Annotated in this window: 14 protein-coding genes; 7 read left to right on the top strand and 7 right to left on the bottom strand. The window is 60.6% G+C overall.

Annotated features, from left to right (window positions below; translation table 11 throughout):
• Positions 1 to 63: 63 nt before the first annotated feature.
• The 3 genes from KHO30_RS23235 to KHO30_RS23225 all read right to left on the bottom strand — a co-directional run bounded on the left by KHO30_RS23235 (position 64) and on the right by KHO30_RS23225 (position 4,140).
• Positions 64 to 1,605, bottom strand: a complete 1,542-nt coding sequence (locus KHO30_RS23235) for a methyl-accepting chemotaxis protein (protein ID WP_211702472.1) — start codon at positions 1,603 to 1,605, stop codon at positions 64 to 66.
• Between the two features lie 149 nt (positions 1,606 to 1,754).
• Positions 1,755 to 2,954, bottom strand: a complete 1,200-nt coding sequence (locus tag KHO30_RS23230; RefSeq protein WP_211702471.1) for a porin — start codon at positions 2,952 to 2,954, stop codon at positions 1,755 to 1,757.
• Between the two features lie 280 nt (positions 2,955 to 3,234).
• Positions 3,235 to 4,140, bottom strand: a complete 906-nt coding sequence (locus KHO30_RS23225; protein ID WP_200621237.1) for a LysR family transcriptional regulator — start codon at positions 4,138 to 4,140, stop codon at positions 3,235 to 3,237.
• 95 nt (positions 4,141 to 4,235) lie between these two features.
• On the opposite strand from KHO30_RS23225, the gene KHO30_RS23220 reads away from it, so the two are divergent.
• The 5 genes from KHO30_RS23220 to aroE are packed head-to-tail and all read left to right on the top strand — an operon-like array spanning position 4,236 to position 8,088.
• Complete coding sequence (locus tag KHO30_RS23220) at positions 4,236 to 5,186, top strand: ketopantoate reductase family protein (protein WP_211702470.1); 951 nt, start codon at positions 4,236 to 4,238, stop codon at positions 5,184 to 5,186.
• Positions 5,183 to 5,575 (top strand): VOC family protein, encoded by a 393-nt coding sequence (locus tag KHO30_RS23215; protein ID WP_093635363.1) that lies wholly within the window; start codon positions 5,183 to 5,185, stop codon positions 5,573 to 5,575. The genes KHO30_RS23220 and KHO30_RS23215 overlap by 4 nt, the downstream gene beginning before the upstream one ends.
• Before the next feature lies 1 nt (position 5,576).
• Positions 5,577 to 6,035 (top strand): MaoC family dehydratase, encoded by a 459-nt coding sequence (locus KHO30_RS23210; protein ID WP_093635361.1) that lies wholly within the window; start codon positions 5,577 to 5,579, stop codon positions 6,033 to 6,035.
• Positions 6,035 to 7,255 (top strand): CaiB/BaiF CoA transferase family protein, encoded by a 1,221-nt coding sequence (locus KHO30_RS23205; RefSeq protein ID WP_211702469.1) that lies wholly within the window; start codon positions 6,035 to 6,037, stop codon positions 7,253 to 7,255. Before KHO30_RS23210 ends, KHO30_RS23205 begins: the two co-directional genes overlap by 1 nt.
• On the top strand, positions 7,255 to 8,088 hold the full coding sequence (gene aroE / locus KHO30_RS23200; RefSeq protein ID WP_200621241.1) for a shikimate dehydrogenase: 834 nt from the start codon (positions 7,255 to 7,257) through the stop codon (positions 8,086 to 8,088). Before KHO30_RS23205 ends, aroE begins: the two co-directional genes overlap by 1 nt.
• Before the next feature lie 33 nt (positions 8,089 to 8,121).
• Here the strand turns inward: aroE and KHO30_RS23195 are convergent, their stop codons facing one another.
• The gene (locus tag KHO30_RS23195) at positions 8,122 to 8,811 is read right to left on the bottom strand and encodes a ferredoxin reductase domain-containing protein (RefSeq protein ID WP_211702468.1); all 690 of its coding nucleotides are present in this window, start codon (positions 8,809 to 8,811) and stop codon (positions 8,122 to 8,124) included.
• A gap of 254 nt (positions 8,812 to 9,065) precedes the next feature.
• Here KHO30_RS23195 and KHO30_RS23190 point away from each other — a divergent pair, with 254 nt between their 5' ends.
• Positions 9,066 to 10,922, top strand: a complete 1,857-nt coding sequence (locus tag KHO30_RS23190) for a beta-galactosidase (RefSeq protein WP_211702467.1) — start codon at positions 9,066 to 9,068, stop codon at positions 10,920 to 10,922.
• Between the two features lie 61 nt (positions 10,923 to 10,983).
• Here the strand turns inward: KHO30_RS23190 and KHO30_RS23185 are convergent, their stop codons facing one another.
• The 3 genes from KHO30_RS23185 to aspA form a co-directional block, all read right to left on the bottom strand.
• Entirely contained in the window at positions 10,984 to 12,945 is a 1,962-nt protein-coding gene (locus KHO30_RS23185; protein WP_211702466.1) for an alpha-galactosidase, read from the bottom strand.
• 88 nt (positions 12,946 to 13,033) lie between these two features.
• The gene (locus KHO30_RS23180) at positions 13,034 to 14,326 is read right to left on the bottom strand and encodes a dicarboxylate/amino acid:cation symporter (RefSeq protein WP_211702465.1); all 1,293 of its coding nucleotides are present in this window, start codon (positions 14,324 to 14,326) and stop codon (positions 13,034 to 13,036) included.
• Between the two features lie 116 nt (positions 14,327 to 14,442).
• Positions 14,443 to 15,870, bottom strand: a complete 1,428-nt coding sequence (gene aspA, locus KHO30_RS23175) for an aspartate ammonia-lyase (RefSeq protein ID WP_211702464.1) — start codon at positions 15,868 to 15,870, stop codon at positions 14,443 to 14,445.
• 243 nt (positions 15,871 to 16,113) lie between these two features.
• On the opposite strand from aspA, the gene KHO30_RS23170 reads away from it, so the two are divergent.
• Positions 16,114 to 18,351 carry an NADP-dependent isocitrate dehydrogenase gene (locus KHO30_RS23170; protein ID WP_211702463.1) on the top strand — a complete coding sequence of 746 codons (2,238 nt, stop codon included), beginning with the start codon at positions 16,114 to 16,116 and terminating at the stop codon, positions 18,349 to 18,351.
• The last annotated feature ends 6 nt before the right edge of the window (positions 18,352 to 18,357 follow it).

Below are 18,357 nucleotides of genomic sequence, written 5' to 3'. Positions count from 1 at the left end.
ATTTAGACATACAGATCAACAATCTGGGCAACGGGGATTCACGATACATCCGTTGACAACAACCTATTGCCCAGCCACCCGAAATACCGCCACCACAGAACGCAGGCGCGCCGCCTGTTCGTCGAGCGACGCCGCAGCCGCAGCCGCCTGCTCCACCAGCGCAGCATTCTGCTGCGTCACTTCATCCATCTGCGACACCGCGCGGCTGACCTGCTCAATGCCAGTGCTCTGCTCGTCCGATGCGGAGGAAATCTCGCCCATGATGTCCGTTACCCGGCGAATCGACTGCTCGATCTCGGCCATCCTGCCACCGGCTACCTCGACCAGCCGCGTGCCGCCGCTGACATTCGCCACCGACGCCTGGATCAGGCTCTTGATATCTTTCGCGGCTGCAGCGCTGCGTTGCGCAAGGGCGCGGACCTCGCCGGCCACGACAGCAAAACCGCGCCCTTCCTCGCCTGCCCGCGCTGCCTCGACAGCGGCGTTGAGCGCAAGGATGTTGGTTTGAAAGGCAATGCCTTCGATGACCGCGGTGATCTCGGCGATCTTCTTCGACTCGCTCTCGATCTGCTTCATCGTGCCGACCACTTCCTGCACCGCGGAACCCCCACGCGCTGTGGCCTCGGTCGCGGCATTGGCGAGCCCGTTTGCCTGTCTTGCGTTGTCTGCGTTCTGCTTAACGGTCGCCGTAATCTGCTCCATGCTGGCAGCCGTTTCCTGCAATGACGCCGCCTGCTCTTCAGTGCGTTGCGACAGATCGAGGTTACCTTGTGCGATTTCGCCTGAACCGGTCGCGATCGAATGACTCGCCGACTGAATCTCCGACACGACGGCCGCGAGCTTTGACTTCATGTCGTTCAGCACGTACAGCAGGCTGCCCGGTAACGCCCGACCCACTTCAACCTCGATGCCCAAATTGCCGTCCGCGATTTGCGTGGCGATATGAGCCGCGTAAGCAGGCTCCCCGCCGAGCGCCCGCTTCACGCTGCGCGTCACGGTCCATGCGATCACACCAACCGCGGTGAAGATGACGGCTGCAATGGACCCCAGAACGATGACGAGCTTGATAAACGCGGCGTTGATGTCGTCATAGAAAAATCCGGTGCCGATCCACCAGTCCCAATCGGGTATCGCGACCACGCCTTGCAACTTTGGCTCCGGGTCCGCATCCGGCGTGCGCTTCACGAGTACGTCGACGAGCGCGATATGCGAAGCCTCCATGCCCTGACGGTAAGCCTCGCTGTCGGTCAATCCGGTCGTGGTTTTATTGCCCTTAGCCTTGGTCCCGATGAACTTGGCATTCGGGTGGACCAGGTTCACGCCATCGGCCGTGGTGACCCAGTAGTAGCTCTTCGTGTTCGCATTAAGCTGGGAGACGGCGTCTTTGGCGGCCTGTTGGGCCTGGTCGCGCGTCATCACGCCACGCGACTGCAGGTCGTGGTAGTGATTGACAAGATGCTCGGCTTTCGTGAGAAGAATAACGATCTGCTCCCGCCGACTGTCGACAAGCGAGCTGCGTACAGTCTGAACGGCAGTTGCCGCCACGAGTACGACGCCGAGCAAGGCCGCGACGACCAGAGCCAGCAACTTGGTGGACAACTTCATGTGACCGCCCCAATTTGTAACTATCTAGTACATTTAACGGCATTCACGACATACTTCTTCAAGCCTCTTGACCCAGGAAAAACCCTTAGCCACCTGCACTTCTGTGTTGCGGTGGCGGCGTCGACAGACGCCGCCACGCCACCTGGCAATTAGAACCGGTGGATGATGCCTACGCCTGCAGCAAACTGGCTGCGTGACGAGGACGGCGCGCTGTTCTGGCCGTCGCCGATATCCGCCGTTGCGTTGATGATGCTCGTGCCGTTCGTTCCGATCGTCTGACCGCCCGCACGCTGATAGGCTTCCAGCGCGTACAGACCGGTGCGCTTGGAGAGGCTGTAGTACTGCGAGAGGTTGAACTGCTGATAGCGTGCCGAGCTCGAGATGCCATTCGACTGCGTGGCGCGCGTATAGCTGTAGCCGGCAGCCAGATCCAGCACCGTCAACGGCTTGAAGTGCAGCACTGCGCCAGCGGTGTTGAAAATCGCCTCGTTGTGGAACTTCGAGTTGATGCCCGGGATGTATTGCACGTTCGAGTACGAGAACGAGACGTCCCATTGCGCGCTGAACGCATAACCGCCCGTCACCGCAACGCGCTGCTGCGCCTGCGCCGTCTGGTAGCCGTTATTGATGCCCGACACACCCGCCTGCGCGCCCGCATTCGACGTCGTGGAGTTAGCGTCCCACGCACCGCCGCCAGACGCCGCGTTATTGATGCGCTGGTAGCCTGCCGCGATCCCGAACGGACCATTCAGGTACTGGATTGCCGCGCTATACGTCGAACCGGCATTGGTGCGGCCTGCCACGCCACCCAGCGCATACGAACCGCTCACCGTCAGGCCATGCATGCTCGGCGACGTGTACACCAGCGAGTTATTCACGCGGTACAACGTATCCAGCGAATCGATATCGCCCGGGTGTGCGCCGTATGCGCCCGTCAGCCACGTGGTCGGGCTATACGGCGACAGCAGCGTGTAGTACGACGTGTATTGACGGCCGGCCGTGAACGTACCGTAGGTGGGGTTCGCCACACCGACATACGCCTGCCGGTTGAACGCCAGACCAGTGACTGCCTGTGCGCCGGTTGCGCTGTTAAAGCCTTCTTCCAACTGGAAAATCGCCTTCGTGCCGCCGCCCAGATCTTCGGAGCCCTTCAGGCCGAAGCGGCTGCCCGCCCAGATGCCGTTCAGCATCTTGATTACCGAGCGGCCGCCACTCGTCGAACCGAGCGACGTCTGGCTGCTCTGATAACCGATCCCCGTATCGACGATCCCGTACAGCGTCACGCTGCTCTGAGCGTGTGCGCCGAGGGCGACCAACCCAAGGGCTGAGGTTGCTATTACCTTTTTCATTTCTGCTCCTCTTTAAAAATCTTTTCTTGGTTTCTTACGCAAACTCTCAATCCCTTACACCAGCAATCGCCCCGGTAAGCTAAGGCGTGCAGAACTACCCGGCTCAGCATGCCGGTGCAAATACGAAGAGGGATGAGCAATGAGTGACGCCTGGATCTCTAAACCCGCACGAAGTGTCGTTCAAACACGATCTGATGTCTTTCGGGGTTTATACGCATTTGTACGATCTAGTTAGTTTTTTTCCGGCGCAATTTTTTTTGAGCTAGAGTGGTCGGCCCGATCAGCCCGAGGTTCCGAACAATTGCACCATCAGGCCACGCAGCCAACGGTTGCCCGCTTCGTGGTGATATCTGGCGTGCCAGTGCTGCCGAACGGCAAAACCTTCCACAGGAACCGGGCACGGATGGACCGCCAGATCATTGACCTTTGCCAGCGTCTCACCGATGTGCCGCGGCAGCGTGGCGATCAGGTCGGTACTCTTGATGATCGCCCCGAGCCCGAGAAAACCCGGTAACTCCAGCACCACGTCGCGATCGATATGCTCACGCACCAGCGCCTGGTCGAGCAGTTGCGCTCCCGTCCCCGCAGTGATGGCGACATGTCCCTCCGCGCGATAGTGCTTCAGGCCAAGTTTGGCGCCTAACCTCGGGTGACGGCGATTCGCCAGACAGACCCAGTCCTGCAGATAAAGCTGCTGCTGGTAAATCCCGCCGCCAAGCCAAGGCACATGGCCGATCGCAAGGTCGGCCTCACCGGATTCCAGCGCCCGTTCCGTATTGCCGTCAATCCTCGTCGCTTCGAGGCGTAGGCCCGGCGCCTGCGCGCGCACGTGCGCCAGCATCCGCGGAAGCAGCGTTATGTGGCTGGCGTCGGTCATACAGATACGGAACCGCCGCTTCGCGGTGGCTGGATCGAACACGATCTCCCAGGCAGCGAAGCGCCGCAGCGATTCGAGAATCTCCCGGCACGGACCGATCAGCGCATCGGCTTGCGGCGTCGGCGCCATACCGCCCGATGTACGTATGAACAACGGGTCCTGTAGATGCTCCCGCAAGCGCCCGAGCCAGATGCTAATCGTCGGCTGACTTTGTCCGAGCTGCTCGGCCACACGCGTGACGCTGCGGGCGTCGTACAGGAGGTCGAAAAGCTGCAGCAGTTTCAGATCAGGAAGTTCGGTCGAGTTCATAAGATTATTGCCCTCCGCAATGACGCCATTGTATTCATTGCATTGCCGATATGAACATCGGCTCGTATCTTGGTCTCCAGATTAAGGAGACGGCAGTGAAGATTGCGATTCTGGGTGCGGGGGCGCTGGGCTGCGCCATTGGCGCGGCGCTGACCGAAGGCGGCAATGAGGTCTGGTTGCTGAACCGTTCGGCAGTGCATGTGGAGGCGATGAGGCGTGATGGTCTGCAGGTGGACGATGCGGAGGGTTCCCGTCGCGTGAAGGTCCGCGCGGCGACACAGGCGGCCGAGGCCGGCGTCGTCGACCTGGTTGTCGTGCTGGTCAAATCATTTCATACCGATGCCGCGATGCGCGGCGCACTGGCGCTGATCGGACCCGAAACGCTGGTCCTGTCGTTGCAGAACGGCCTGGGGCACGAAGACGTGCTCGCCGACATCGTGGAGCGCGAACGCGTGCTGGCTGGCAAGACGTACGTTGGCGGCGTGATGCGCAACCCGGGCCACATCGAGTCAGGCGTCGCCGGCAAAGCCACCTACATCGGCGAACTCGACGGCCGGATTACGTCGCGTGCAACGGCAATCGCAGAAATCTTCAACGCCGCCGGACTGGCTACCACGGTCAGCGACAACATCGTCGGCACGATGTGGGACAAGCTGCTGGTCAATGTCGCGACTGGCGCGCTGACCGGTATCACCGGCCTGACGTACGGCCAACTCTACGACGAAGCGCTTCTGAAGACGACCGCGCTCGCAGCGGTCGCCGAAGCGATGGCGGTCGCTCGCGCCGCCGGTGTGAAGCTCTCCACCACTGATCCCGAACGCCCGTGGACGCTTGCCGGAGAAGGACTCTCCCCGGTCTTCAAGACCTCGATGTTGCAAAGCCTCGAAAAGGGCTCCATCACCGAAATCGACTTTATCAATGGCGCGGTCGTGCGCTGGGGACAACGGCACGGCGTGCCGACCCCGGTCAACACGACGCTGGTGGCCTGCATCAAGGGCGTCGAGCGCGCCATGACCGACCGACAACATAGGGAGACAACCGCATGAACGGCAGCAAGGCCTATCTGGAGCACGTCGCCATCTGGGTGAAAGATATTCACTGGCACATCCGTTTTTTCGAGGACGTGCTCGGCATGACGATGCGCGAGATCGACGGCACGGTCGAGAAACCCCGGCAGTACTGGACGCTTGGCGGTCTGCAATTCATCCATAACCCAAACCATGACGCGCCTGAAGGCAGGCTCGGCCATCTCGGCGTGATGTGCGAAGACATGGAGGCGGCGCTCGCCGCCGCGCATCGATACGATGTCAGCGAAATGCCGCAGGGACGCAACTGGTTGCGCCTGCCGGACGGACTCGCCGTCGAACTGATCCAGGCTAAGCCCGCCTCGTGCGTGGCGCGTGCACTGAATATCAACCCGCGCGCGGAGGCGTGACATGACGATCGTCGATAAATACTGGGACGATGCCCGCGAAGGCGACGAATGCGTGAGCCCGACTTACACGGTGACCAAGGAACGCATTCTGGCCTACGCCGATCTCACTGGCGATCACACACCGGTCCACGTAGACGAGGCATACGCGAACGCGAGTCACTTCGGATCGATCGTCGCACACGGTCTGTTTGGCTTGTCTATCGCCGATGGCCTCAAGACCCAAAGCACCTACCGTTTCCTGCCGGGTATGTCGCTCGGCTGGACGTGGGATTTCAATCTGCCGATCAAGGTCAACGACGTGCTGCACGTGAAATTCCGCGTGGGCGCGATGCGTGCGAGCAAAAGTCGTCCAGACTGGGGCATCGTCGTGCTGCCTTCCGATCTGATCAATCAGGATGGCCAGGTTGTCCAGCACGGCGAACATCGTCTGATGGTGCCGCGCCGGCCGGGAGCGTTCTGATGCAAGCCCGTCCTCTCGAAGGTATTCGCGTCGTCGACTACAGCCACTTCCTCGCCGGCCCGTACGTCGGGCGCTGCCTCGCGGCGCTCGGCGCCGAAGTCATCAAGGTCGAACGTCCGGTCAGCGGCGATGCTGGACGTCAGCACGCCACCGTGCTCGATGATGAACAGAGCGGCTACTTCCTGCAGCTCAATATGGGCAAACGCGGCGTTAGCGTCGACATGAAGGACTCGCGCGGCAAGGAATTCATGCAGCGCCTGTGCGACTCGGCGGATGTGTTTGTCGAGAACTACCGGCCCGGCGCACTGAACAAGCTCGGGCTGGGCTATGACGAACTGTCCGCGCGCAACCCGAAACTGGTCTACTGCTCGATCTCGGCATATGGTCATACGGGACCGGACGCGCATCGCGCCGGCTTCGGCCTGATTGCCGAAGCGAAGAGCGGGATCATGCAGATGATCGGCAATCCCGGCGAGCCACCGCCGCTGATGCGCATCTCGCTCGGCGACATGTACACCGGCATTCACGCGGTGGCGGCGATCAACGCAGCGCTGCTCGGTCGCGTGAAGAGCGGCCGGGGCCAGCACATCGATATGGCGTTGTACGACACGCTGGTGTCGATGCACGAGTACGCGGTGCAGTGCTACACGATGCAAGGCATCGTCCCCGAGCAGACCGGCCACGACATGCCGACGTCGACGCTCTACGGCGTGTTCCGTGCCGCTGATGGCGACCTTGTGATCGCCGCGCAAGTAGACGATGCATGGAAGCGCTTCGCAGCGCTGATCGAAGCGCATGGCGGCCCCGCTGGCTTCGGCACCGACGCGCGTTTTCACACCCTCGCGGGACGCAATACGAATCGGCTGGAGATTCTGTCCATCGTGAAACCCTGGGTGGCCAACCAGCCGGTCGCACAGGTGCTGGACCTGCTCGATGGCATTGACGTGCCTTGTGCGAAAGTGCAACGCATCGACGAAGTACTCACCGATCCGCAGATCGTCGCGCGAGGCATGGTCGTCGAGCAGGAGCACCCGCGCTACGGGAAGTTGCGTCTGCCGAACCTGCCGTTCCGATTCTCCGATTGCGACACGACGATTCGCGAGGTCGCGCCCGATCTCGGTCAACACAACGCGGAAGTCGCGCAGTCGCTCCGCTTCAGCGTCGCCGAAATCGACGCAATGCAAACCGATGGTGTGCTGTATTCAAAGCTGAGGCCGTGATGACTGACCAATACGCCGTGATCGGCAATCCAATCGGCCATACGAAATCTCCGTTGATCCATGGCCTCTTTGCGCAAGAGACACGGCAGGACATGTCCTATACGGCCATCGAGGGTCCAGTCGAGCCGCAGGACGCCTTCGCCGGGACCGTCCATGCGTTCGTAGCGGCCGGTGGCAAAGGCATGAACGTGACCGCGCCGTTCAAGCTGAAGGCGTTCGCGATCGCCGATGAGCGCAGCGAGCGCGCCACGCTCGCCGGTGCGGCCAACGCGTTGAGCTTCAAGGATGGCCGGATCGTTGCCGAGAACTTCGACGGTGTCGGCCTGCTGCGCGACATCGAAGTCAACCTGAGTCTGCCGATGGCCGGCAAGCGCGTGCTGGTCCTTGGCGCGGGGGGCGCGGCGCGTGGCGCTTTGCTACCGTTCATTGCCGCGCGCCCTGCTGAACTGGTCATCGCAAACAGGGACATCGCCAAGGTAAAGGCCCTGGTCGAACAAGTCGCGAGCAGCGGTCCGCTGGCCACCTGCGGGTACGGTGATCTGGAGGGGATGGGGCAGTTCGACCTGGTGGTCAATGCGACATCGGCCAGCCTCACCGGCGAGTTGCCGCCGGTCCCGCCGAGCGTTTTCAGCCCCACCAGTGTGGCTTATGAACTCGCCTACGGCAAACGACTGACGCCTTTCCTGAGACTCGCACGCAATGCGGGCGTGGCGAGCGTCGCGGACGGTGTCGGCATGCTCGTGGAGCAAGCCGCGGAAGCATTCGCCTGGTGGCGCGGCGTACGACCCCAGACCCATGCCGTAATCGACAGGCTTACCGTTCCGCTCAACTGAACTTGAATCGGAACCACATCGGGAAAAGACGCGCTATGACTCTTTTCTGTCACCCAAAACAATTTTGTGGATATTAGCCGGATACACCCAGTCGCGCGCCTGGCGCTCGATGAGGTCCATAAATGCTGGGGGGCCACTGCAGTAGATCTGCGTGTTCGCATGTGCCGGGCTCATCGCGTGCGAAGTGGTCTGCTCCAATCGGTCAGCATTCAAGCCAAAATGGTGATGGACCCTGCCCTCGCTTTTAAGCGCATCAAGTTCTTTCCGGAAGACTGCGCGTTCCGGTGATCGAGCGAAGTTGTGCAGCTCGAATTTTTGACCTGCCGATGCAAGCCGATTCGCGATTCCCGCGATCGATGCGGCGCCAACGCCTCCAGCAAAAAGAATAGACCGTGTGCTGCCGCCTAAAATAACTGAAGGACTCCGTGGCGTCACGATGAACGCCTCGTCTCCTTGACTCAACGAGATGTCAGCTCCTTCTGCGTCCGTATCGTCATCATCCTGTCGCACAGCGATTACATATGCGCTCGGCCGGGACATAAAACAGCACAGCGGATATATTCTCTCCTTGCAGATGACGTTGTCGCGAACAAGGGTGATGCAAGCGCCATCGTCAAACGACGGGAGCTCCGATCGGGACCTGGTTTGAAGTTCGACGGCATGGTAACTCTCGGCAAGTTGCCATTTCCGTGTGATGATGACCGGGAGGAGGTTGTCGTGCATGTCTTCTCCAATAAGATCTTCGTCTTCCGAAATCGGGAGTTCGTCGATGTATGGATTGCATGAGATGGCCGGCCCAGGAAACTGTTCGACGGGCCGCTGAATGTCAGATTCAGGTTAGGGCGCGAGAAATCCATCAGCAAGGCGTTCAACGCGCATACCACGTATACAACCGTGCGGATAAAGGGTGGCCGTTGCCTGGTTTTCACCTTTCGCCTAGTTCAACCGCGCCTCAAGCGCCAAAGTGTGAGTGCACCGTGAACCTCGAATGCGGCCACACCTTCTCTTTCAGCCTTGACGGCGAACACTTCCTGCTCGACGGCGAGCCGTTCCAGATTCGCAGCGGCGAGATGCACCCGGCCCGCATCCCGCGCGAATATTGGCAGCATCGAATCAGGATGGCCAAGGCGATGGGGATGAATTGCATCGCCTTGTACATCATGTGGAATTACCACGAGACGCGTCCGGGCGTATTCGATTTCCACAGCGGCAACCGCGATATCGAGGCCTTCATACGGCTGTGCCAGTCCGATGGAATGTGGGTACTGCTGCGCCCAGGGCCTTACGTCTGCGCCGAATGGGATCTGGGAGGCCTCCCTTCTTACCTGTTGAGCGATCCGGACGTCCAGTTAAGGACCGACTCGGCCACCGATGCCCGTTATATGGCGGCGGTGGCTCGCTACATCGAGGAACTGGTCCCGCGTATTAAGCCGTTACTGATCGATCACGGCGGTCCGATCCTGATGATCCAGATCGAAAATGAATTCGGTTCGTATGCGAGCAATCCGGCTTACCTCGAGGAGCTCAGGCAGCTTTGGCTCAAAGGAGGCGTAACCGGGCCTTTCTACACCGAAGACGGCCTCCAGCAACTCGAACGCAATCGCACCACGGTAAGCGGTGGTGCGATTGCGTTGAGCAATGGCGATGCGGCACAAATCGCAACCGTCCGCCGGAAATTTCCCGCGGTGCCCGCGATGGCCGGTGAGGTGTACCCAGGGTGGCTCACTCATTGGGGTGAACCGGGTTTCGCGGGATTGAACTATGACCTCTCGAACACCCTGACCGCGTTCATGCAGTCGCAACAGTCGTTCAATCTGTATGTCATTCACGGCGGTACGAGCTTTGGTTTCTATGCCGGCGCGAACGTGGATGATTCAGGCAACTATCAACCCGACATCACCAGCTACGACTATTCGGCGCCGATCAACGAGCAGGGCGCGGCGATGCCGAAGTATATGAAGTACCGCGACATCATCGGCAGCTACCTGCCTGCGCAGTTGCCTGATATACCTGGTGCCATCGCCGCGCTCGAATGCACAGGCATCGCTGCCTTGATGCCAACGCTCTACGCGTCGATCTGGGACAACTTGCCCACGGCGCTGCCGCGCGATCAGAGCATCGATCCACAGTCCTTCGAGAGTTATGGTCAGGCGTTTGGCTTCGCGCTGTACCGCAAGCAGTTGCAAGAGTATGCAGGCGGTGCGCTGGATATCGGCAGTGTTCACGACTATGCAACGGTTTTCGTAGGCGAACGCTACGTAGGCGGCGTGTCGAGGGCGCAAATACCATCGGAGTACGCGCAGCCGCTCCACATGATGCATCGCGCGTCGCTCGCGTTACCTTCGACGTTGCCGGAGCGCGAGTCGAACTCAGGTGGCCCGGTATCGTTGGAGATCCTCGTGGAGGGCATGGGGCGGGTCAACTTCGGCCCCGCGCTCGTCGACCGCAAAGGACTGCTCGATCCGGTCAGGATGAAAATCGCCGATGGGTCGTTCGCCACGCTCAAGGGTTGGGAAGTCTTCCTACTGCCAATGGATGAAACGTTTATCGCCAACCTGAGGGGAAACTGCGCGAACCCACTGAAGCCCGGGCTGTTTTTCAAGGCAAGCTTGGGGCTGGATGAAGTCGGCGACACCTGGCTCGATATGAGCAACTGGACCAAGGGCGTCGTCTGGGTCAACGGGCACAATCTCGGACGCTACTGGAACATCGGTCCGCAAAGGCGCCTGTATTGCCCTGCGCCGTGGCTCGTCCGCGGTGACAACGAAGTGCTTATCTTCGACCTGCACCAGACCCAGGCGAAGCCGGTGGAACTGGCGGACACGTTGTCTTAGCGCGAGCACCGTGGTGTCGATGCCGGGCAAGCGGCAAAAAAATGCGGCCACATCCACATCACTACTCCGCTTCAGCGATCGGCAACAATTCCAGCGTGAGCACTTCGAACGGCGCGAGCTGGACTTCCTGCAGCACATCGGCATCTAGCAATGCTGGAATATCGGAAGCCCCTTCACGCCAAACGCTACGCGCATTGAAGCGCCCCGCCGCCGCAGCCGGCAACTCCAGTTGTCGCCGCAGATCCAGCGTGAAGCGTTGCGCGCCGCTGTCCGGATTGCGCAGCGTCACGATCGCCTTGTGCTGCGCCCACGCTGCCCAGCCGTAAACCGCTTGCTGGTCCGGTGCCCCGCCGATCCAGTGGCTGTCGCGCAGTACATCGGCGTTTTCGCGCGCCCATCTGGCAGCGTCCGCGAGCACATTCCAGTCAGACTCGGTGAGCAGCGCCGGCGTAATGTATAGCTCCTGCAATTGCGTGCCGCTCCCGAAGTAGGAACGCACTTCGTTGGCAAAATCATCGCCTGCCGCCGTATTGAGGCGCGGATTGCACTGGGCATAGAGAATGCCGTGCAGCATCAGCGAATTGAGCGGAAAGAGCGGACTGCGCACCACGACGTTGTGATACGTCTGCGCATCGCGGTAGGTGATCCAGCGCTCACGGTTGGTGCCGGTTCCCACCAGATCGTCATCTTTGCCACCACGCCAGATGGAGTCTGCGTAACGCAGCCAGAACGGCGACGGATGCGTCCCTGTAGTGAGATTGATGAAGGTCTCGGGTTTTGCCGCGCGGATGTCTTCGATAAGCCGGATCGCCGCGTCCCAGTCGCTATCGAAGAGGCTGCCTGGAAACACCCTGTCGGCGTTGCCTGTACCGTCGAACTTGAACTGGTTGACGCCGTCCTCATCAAGCAAGGCCATCACGACGTCGTGAAAGCGTCGATAGTAATTTGGCCCCGATAGCGCGAGTCCGTTATCGATGACCTCATAGCCAGCAGCACGGCCGCGCGCCACGCGCTCCTGTTGCGGCGCACAGTAGCCACCCCACGGGGACAGCCATACGCCGGGCGCGGCGCCGTATCGTGCTGCAGCGTCGCGCAGCGGAACGAAGCCATGCGGAAAATCCTTGCTGAAATGCCAGCTGCCGCTAAGGTCGTCCCAGCCATCATCGAACAGAAACGAATCGATCTGAACGCCGCGCGCTTCATGCAACTCGCGGCCGATTGCTTCGATGCGCTCCAGCGCTTGCTCCTGCGTGTACGGTGTGAGGTAGCCGATGTCGCCCCAGCTGTTGTAGTGCAGAAACGGGCGATACGGGTGAGCCCGCTCCCGTTCCAGATAGGTGGCGAAATCGCGCCGTAACTGGCCGTCGCGCACGACGCCGGCCACGGCGGAGTAGACCAGCGTCCTGTTCCTTTCCAGCGGCAATGCGCGTTGCAGAGTAAAGCTGACGCTGTCGCCGTCCACATGACTTTCCGCCAGCGGCAGCTCGAAGCCCAGATAGAAATTGCCTGCGATGGCAGGCGTGCCCTTCAGTTCACTGCTTGCCTGTGCGTCAGCAGCACGTGTCTCCAACAAAGAAACGACGGCGATATTTTCGTCCCGAAGAAGCGCCGTAATCGCCAGCTGTTCGCGCAGGTATCGTGAGCCTTCGCGTTGCTCCACACTCCACTCCACCTTCAGACGGCCTTGGGCGTCGAGGAGGGTGGCGCTCACGCGTCGGCCTGCGATTCGTTCGGCCAGACAGGACGCGTGGGGGTTGGGTGCAAGCGCGGTTTCGTTCAGTGGCGCAAGGATCTTCAGCTCGGCCACGCCAACCGTACTTCCGTCACCGAGCAATAGCGCGAACGGCGCGACGATGGGCAGCGTGCGCTCCCCCGCGAAATCGATCAGCGAGAAATCGGCGAGCCGTTCGTCACTGACGGTCCAGCGCAACGCGAGCGCGTCGTTACCGAATGAGCAGGCGTCGCCCGTCGTCTGGAACACGGGCATGCCGGCTTGCTTAGGCAAAGCATCGTTGGCGCGCATGGGAGGCCGGTCTCGAGCAGGAGCAACGTCCATAGAGTACCGGCAACGGCCCAGCGCGTCCAAGCCCTCCAGCGAACCCCACTCCGCCCTAGTTCGCCAGAGCGTTCTGCTCAGGCGGCTCGAGCATGTCGTCCTCGTCGGTATCGCGGGTGACGCCCAGCAAGCCTTCCGACTTGGCCACCACCGCGGTGGCGATGCTGTTGCCGATCACGTTGGTCGCCGTGCGGCCCATGTCGAGAAACTGGTCGATGCCGAGAATCAGCAGAACGCCGGCCTCGGGCAGCTTGAACATCGGCAGAACGGCAGCCACCACGACGATCGACGCCCGCGGCACACCGGCGATGCCCTTGCTCGTGATCATCAGCACCAGCAGCATGGTGATCTGCTGCGTCAGGCTGAGCTGGATGTTATAGGCCTGGGCGATGAACAGCGACGCGAAGGCCGAGTACATCATCGAGCCGTCGAGATTGAACGAGTAGCCGAGCGGCAGCACGAAACCGGTGATCTTGTCGGGCACACCGAACTTCTTCAATTGCTCCATGACCGCGGGATAGGCGGCCTCGCTGCTGGCGGTCGAGAAAGCCAGGATGGTTGGCTGCTTGACCAGCTTGAGCAGCGTAAATACGCGTGCGCCAAGAAACAGATAGCCCGCCGCGATCAATGCCACCCACAGCACCAGCAAGGCCACGTAGAACTCGCCGATGAACCTGCCGTAGGTCGCGAGCACACCGATGCCCTGAACGGTGATCGCGGCGGCCACTGCGCCGAATACGCCGAGTGGGGCAAAGCGCATCACGAAGTCGGTAACGCGCAGCATCGTCTTGCCCAGGTCCTCGATCGGCGCGAGCAGATGCTGGCCGGCGCGGCCCTTGAACGACGCGATGGCGAAACCGAAGAACAGTGAGAACACCAGAATTTGCAGGACCTCGTTCTGGGACATCGCCTCGAACACGCTCCTCGGGAAAACGTGCGTGACGAAGTCCTTCACGTTCAGCGTGGAAGTCTGCAGATTGGTCGTGGCGGCGATGTCCGGCAGCGGCAGGTTAAGCGCGTAGCCCGGCTGCAGGACGTTCACGAACAACATGCCGAGCAACAGCGATACCACCGAGGCGGAGATGAACCACCCCATTGCCTTGACGCCCATGCGCCCGACGGCGGACGAGTCCCCCATGCTGGCGATACCCCCCACCAGGGTCGCGAACACGAGCGGCGCGATGACCATTTTTATCAGACGCAGGAACACATCCGTGGCGATCGAGAAATAACCGGCGATCTCCTTGGCGGCTTTCGCATTGGGTGCGTTGATGTTGCAGATATAACCCACAACAACCCCCAGAACCATGGCGACCATGATCCACGTAGTAAGCTTGTTCGTCTTCATGAATTCCTGTCTCCGGCAACTGCGCTAGATCGTGGGTTGAGCATCAATCAATTGGTACCTGGGCAACGCGTCGTCTCCCGGCTCGGCACCGGGCGCTTCATACGTCCAGATCGCTTTTACTGCTTCGGCGGCATATAAAGCGGCATGGGCTGCGTGAGGACCTCTGGCTTGAGGATCTCGTCGAGTTGTTGCTCGGACAACAGCCCCCTCTCGAGCACGATGTCGTAGACGCGTCCGCCCGTGGCATGCGCCTCCATCGCGACGGATGTCGCGTTGGCGTAACCGATGTACGGATTGAGCGCGGTCACGATGCCGATCGAGTTCTCGACCGACGCGCGCAAGTGCGCCTCGTTGGCGGTAATGCCTTTGACGCAGCGTTCGGCGAGCGTCAGGCAGCCGTTGCGCAGGTGGGTCACGCTCTTGAACAGGCTGTGCGCGATGATCGGCTCGAATGCGTTCAACTGAAGCTGACCGGCCTCGGCCGCGAAACTCACGGTGACGTCGTTGCCGATGACCTCGAACGCTATCTGGTTGACGACTTCGGGAATGACCGGGTTGACCTTCCCCGGCATGATGCTCGAGCCAGCCTGCATGGGCGGAAGGTTGATTTCTCCAAGACCCGCACGGGGACCGCTGGAGAGCAGGCGCAAGTCGTTGCAGGTCTTTGAAAGCTTGACTGCCACGCGCTTGAGCACGCCGGACAACTGAACGAAAGCGCCACAGTCCTGCGTCGCTTCTATGAGGTTGGGTGCCGTGACAAGCGGAATGCCGGTAATTTCCTTGAGATGCTTCAGGATCAGCGGTGCGTAATCGGGATGTGCGGTAATGCCCGTTCCGATCGCCGTCGCGCCCATGTTGATTTCACAGATCAGCAGCGCCGCCTCCCGAAGCCGCTCTTCATCCTCTCCGAGCATCACGGCGTAGGTGCTGAACTCCTGGCCGAGCGTCATCGGCACCGCGTCCTGCAATTGCGTACGTCCCATTTTCAGAACGTCCTTGAACTCCACCGACTTTGCTTCGAAAGCGCGCCGCAAAACGGCCATCGCGTCGATGAGACCCAGAATGCCGAACCATGTCGCGACTTTCAGGGCCGAGGGGTACACATCGTTGGTGCTCTGGCCAATGTTGACCTGCTCATTCGGGTGCAGATACTGGTATTCGCCTTTCTTCTTCCCCAACAGTTCGAGCGCTCGGTTGGCGATCACCTCGTTCGCATTCATATTGGTCGATGTCCCCGCGCCGCCCTGAATGACGTCGACCACAAACTGATCATGCAGCTTGCCTTCCAGCAATTCCGCGCAGGCTCGGACGATGGCGTCGCAACGCGTCGCGTCGAGCAGGCCCAGCTCATGATTCGCCTGTGCGGCGGCCTGTTTGATGCAAGCCAGCGCCTTGATCAACTCCGGGTATACCGAGATCGGCGAACCGGTAATCGGGAAATTTTCCAGCGCGCGTAGCGTGTGAACCCCATAGTAGACGTGAGCGGGAACGTCACGATCGCCAAGCAGATCATGTTCGGTTCTAAACGAGATTTCAGCGGCCATAGACATGTTCCTCGCGCGGGATTGGGGTTGAAGACACCCTTGCACCTATATGGAGGAAACAAAAATCCAGCGCGACCGTCATGCTAATTTTTCATGACGCGCGCCAGTCCATGCATAGGTCAGCCGCGTTTGTCGGAAATTACATGATGGCGAAACCGAAATCAGGCAGAATTCGAACACGAATGCCGGTTTGTGACGCGGCCGGTGACATCCAAAACAGGTTTCCCGATCTTGAGGCAAGCGATGAGCACCCAGCAACCGACAATCATCTACACCCTGACCGATGAGGCCCCGCTGCTAGCCACCAGCGCCTTCCTGCCCGTCGTCCGTACATTCACCGCGGCGGCCGGTATCGACGTCACCACCAGCGACATCTCCCTGGCGGGCCGCATCCTGGGCGAATTCCCCGAATTTCTGACCGAGGCGCAACGGGTGCCCGACAGCCTGTCCGAACTCGGCCGCCTCACCCTCCTGCCCGACACCAATATCATCAAGCTGCCCAACATCAGCGCCTCGGTCCATCAGTTGGTCGGCGCGATCAAGGAGCTGCAGGCCAAAGGCTACGCGGTGCCGGATTTCCCTGAGGAGCCGAAAACCGACGTTGAGAAAGCCATCCGCCAACGCTATTCCAGGTGCCTCGGCAGCGCCGTCAATCCCGTACTGCGCGAGGGCAACTCGGATCGCCGCGCACCCGCCGCCGTAAAAAACTATGCCCGCAAGAATCCGCACAGCATGGGCGAGTGGAGCATGGCTTCGCGCACCCACGTGGCTCACATGAAGCACGGCGACTTCTACCATGGCGAAAAGTCCTTGACGGTGGACCACGCCCGCGACGTGAAGATGGAATTGCTGACACAAAGCGGTAAAGCCATTGTGCTCAAGCCTAAAGTGTCGCTGCTGGACGGCGAGATCATCGACAGCATGTTCATGAGCAAGAAGGCGCTGTGCGACTTCTACGAAGAGCAGATGGAAGACGCCCGCAAGACCGGCGTCATGCTGTCGCTGCATGTCAAGGCCACGATGATGAAGGTTTCGCACCCCATTGTTTTCGGCCACGCGGTGAAGATTTTCTACAAGGAAGCCTTCGAGAAGCACGGCAAGCTGTTCGACGAACTGGGTGTGAACGTCAACAACGGCCTCGTCAATTTGTACGACAAGCTGGAAAGCCTGCCCAGCTCGAAGCGCGAAGAAATCATCCGAGATATGCACGCCTGCCACGAGCATCGCCCCGAACTGGCGATGGTGGACTCGGCCAAGGGTATCTCCAATCTGCATGCGCCCAACGACGTGATCGTGGATGCCTCGATGCCGGCCATGATCCGCATCGGCGGCAAGATGTGGGGCGCCGACGGCCGTCCGAAGGACACCAAGGCCGTGATCCCGGAGAGCACGTTCGCCCGCATCTACCAGGAGATCATCAACTTCTGCAAAACCAACGGCAACTTCGACCCCGTCACGATGGGCACGGTCCCCAATGTCGGGTTGATGGCTCAGCAAGCCGAGGAATACGGCTCGCACGACAAGACCTTTGAAGTTCCGGAAGCGGGCGAAGCGCGCATCGTCGACCTCGCCACCGGCGAAGTACTGCTTACGCAGAACGTTGAAGAAGGCGACATCTGGCGCATGTGCCAGGTCAAGGACGCGCCGATCCGCGACTGGGTCAAGCTGGCCGTCACGCGCGCCCGCAACTCCGGCATGCCGGCCATCTTCTGGCTGGACCCGTACCGCCCGCACGAAGCCGAGGTGATCAAGAAGGTCGAGGCCTACCTGAAGGACCACGACACTGCAGGCCTGGACATTCAGATCATGTCGCAGGTTCGCGCCATGCGTTACACGCTGGAGCGCGTCATCCGCGGCCTCGATACCATCTCGGTCACGGGCAACATCCTGCGCGACTACCTCACCGACCTGTTCCCTATCATGGAGCTTGGCACGAGCGCCAAAATGCTATCCATCGTTCCCCTGATGGCAGGCGGCGGTATGTACGAAACCGGTGCCGGCGGCTCGGCGCCGAAGCATGTCAAGCAGCTCGTGGAAGAAAACCATCTGCGCTGGGATTCGCTGGGTGAATTCCTGGCACTCGCCGTGTCATTGGAAGAGTTGGGCATCAAGACCGATAACGACAAGGCGAGAATTCTGGCTAAAACGCTGGATGCCGCCACGGGCAAGCTGCTCGACAACAACAAAAACCCGTCGCCCAAGACTGGCCAGTTGGACAACCGTGGCAGCCAGTTTTATCTCGCCCTGTACTGGGCTCAGGAATTGGCAGCGCAAACCGATAACGCCGCGCTTGCCGCACAGTTTGCCCCGCTGGCGAAAAAACTGACCGACAACGAGCAGACCATCGTGGACGAATTGTCAGCCGTGCAAGGCAAACCGGCGGACATCGGTGGCTATTACCGGCCTGACGCCGAAATGCTGGCTGATGTCATGCGTCCGAGCAAGACGCTGAACGCTGCACTCGCGACGACGCGGGCTTAAGAAAAT

It is taken from the genome of Paraburkholderia aspalathi (assembly GCF_905220735.1).
Classification (GTDB): Bacteria; Pseudomonadota; Gammaproteobacteria; order Burkholderiales; family Burkholderiaceae; genus Paraburkholderia; species Paraburkholderia aspalathi.
Note: the sequence above shows the minus strand (reverse complement) of the source record. Positions and strands in the feature narration are given on the sequence as shown.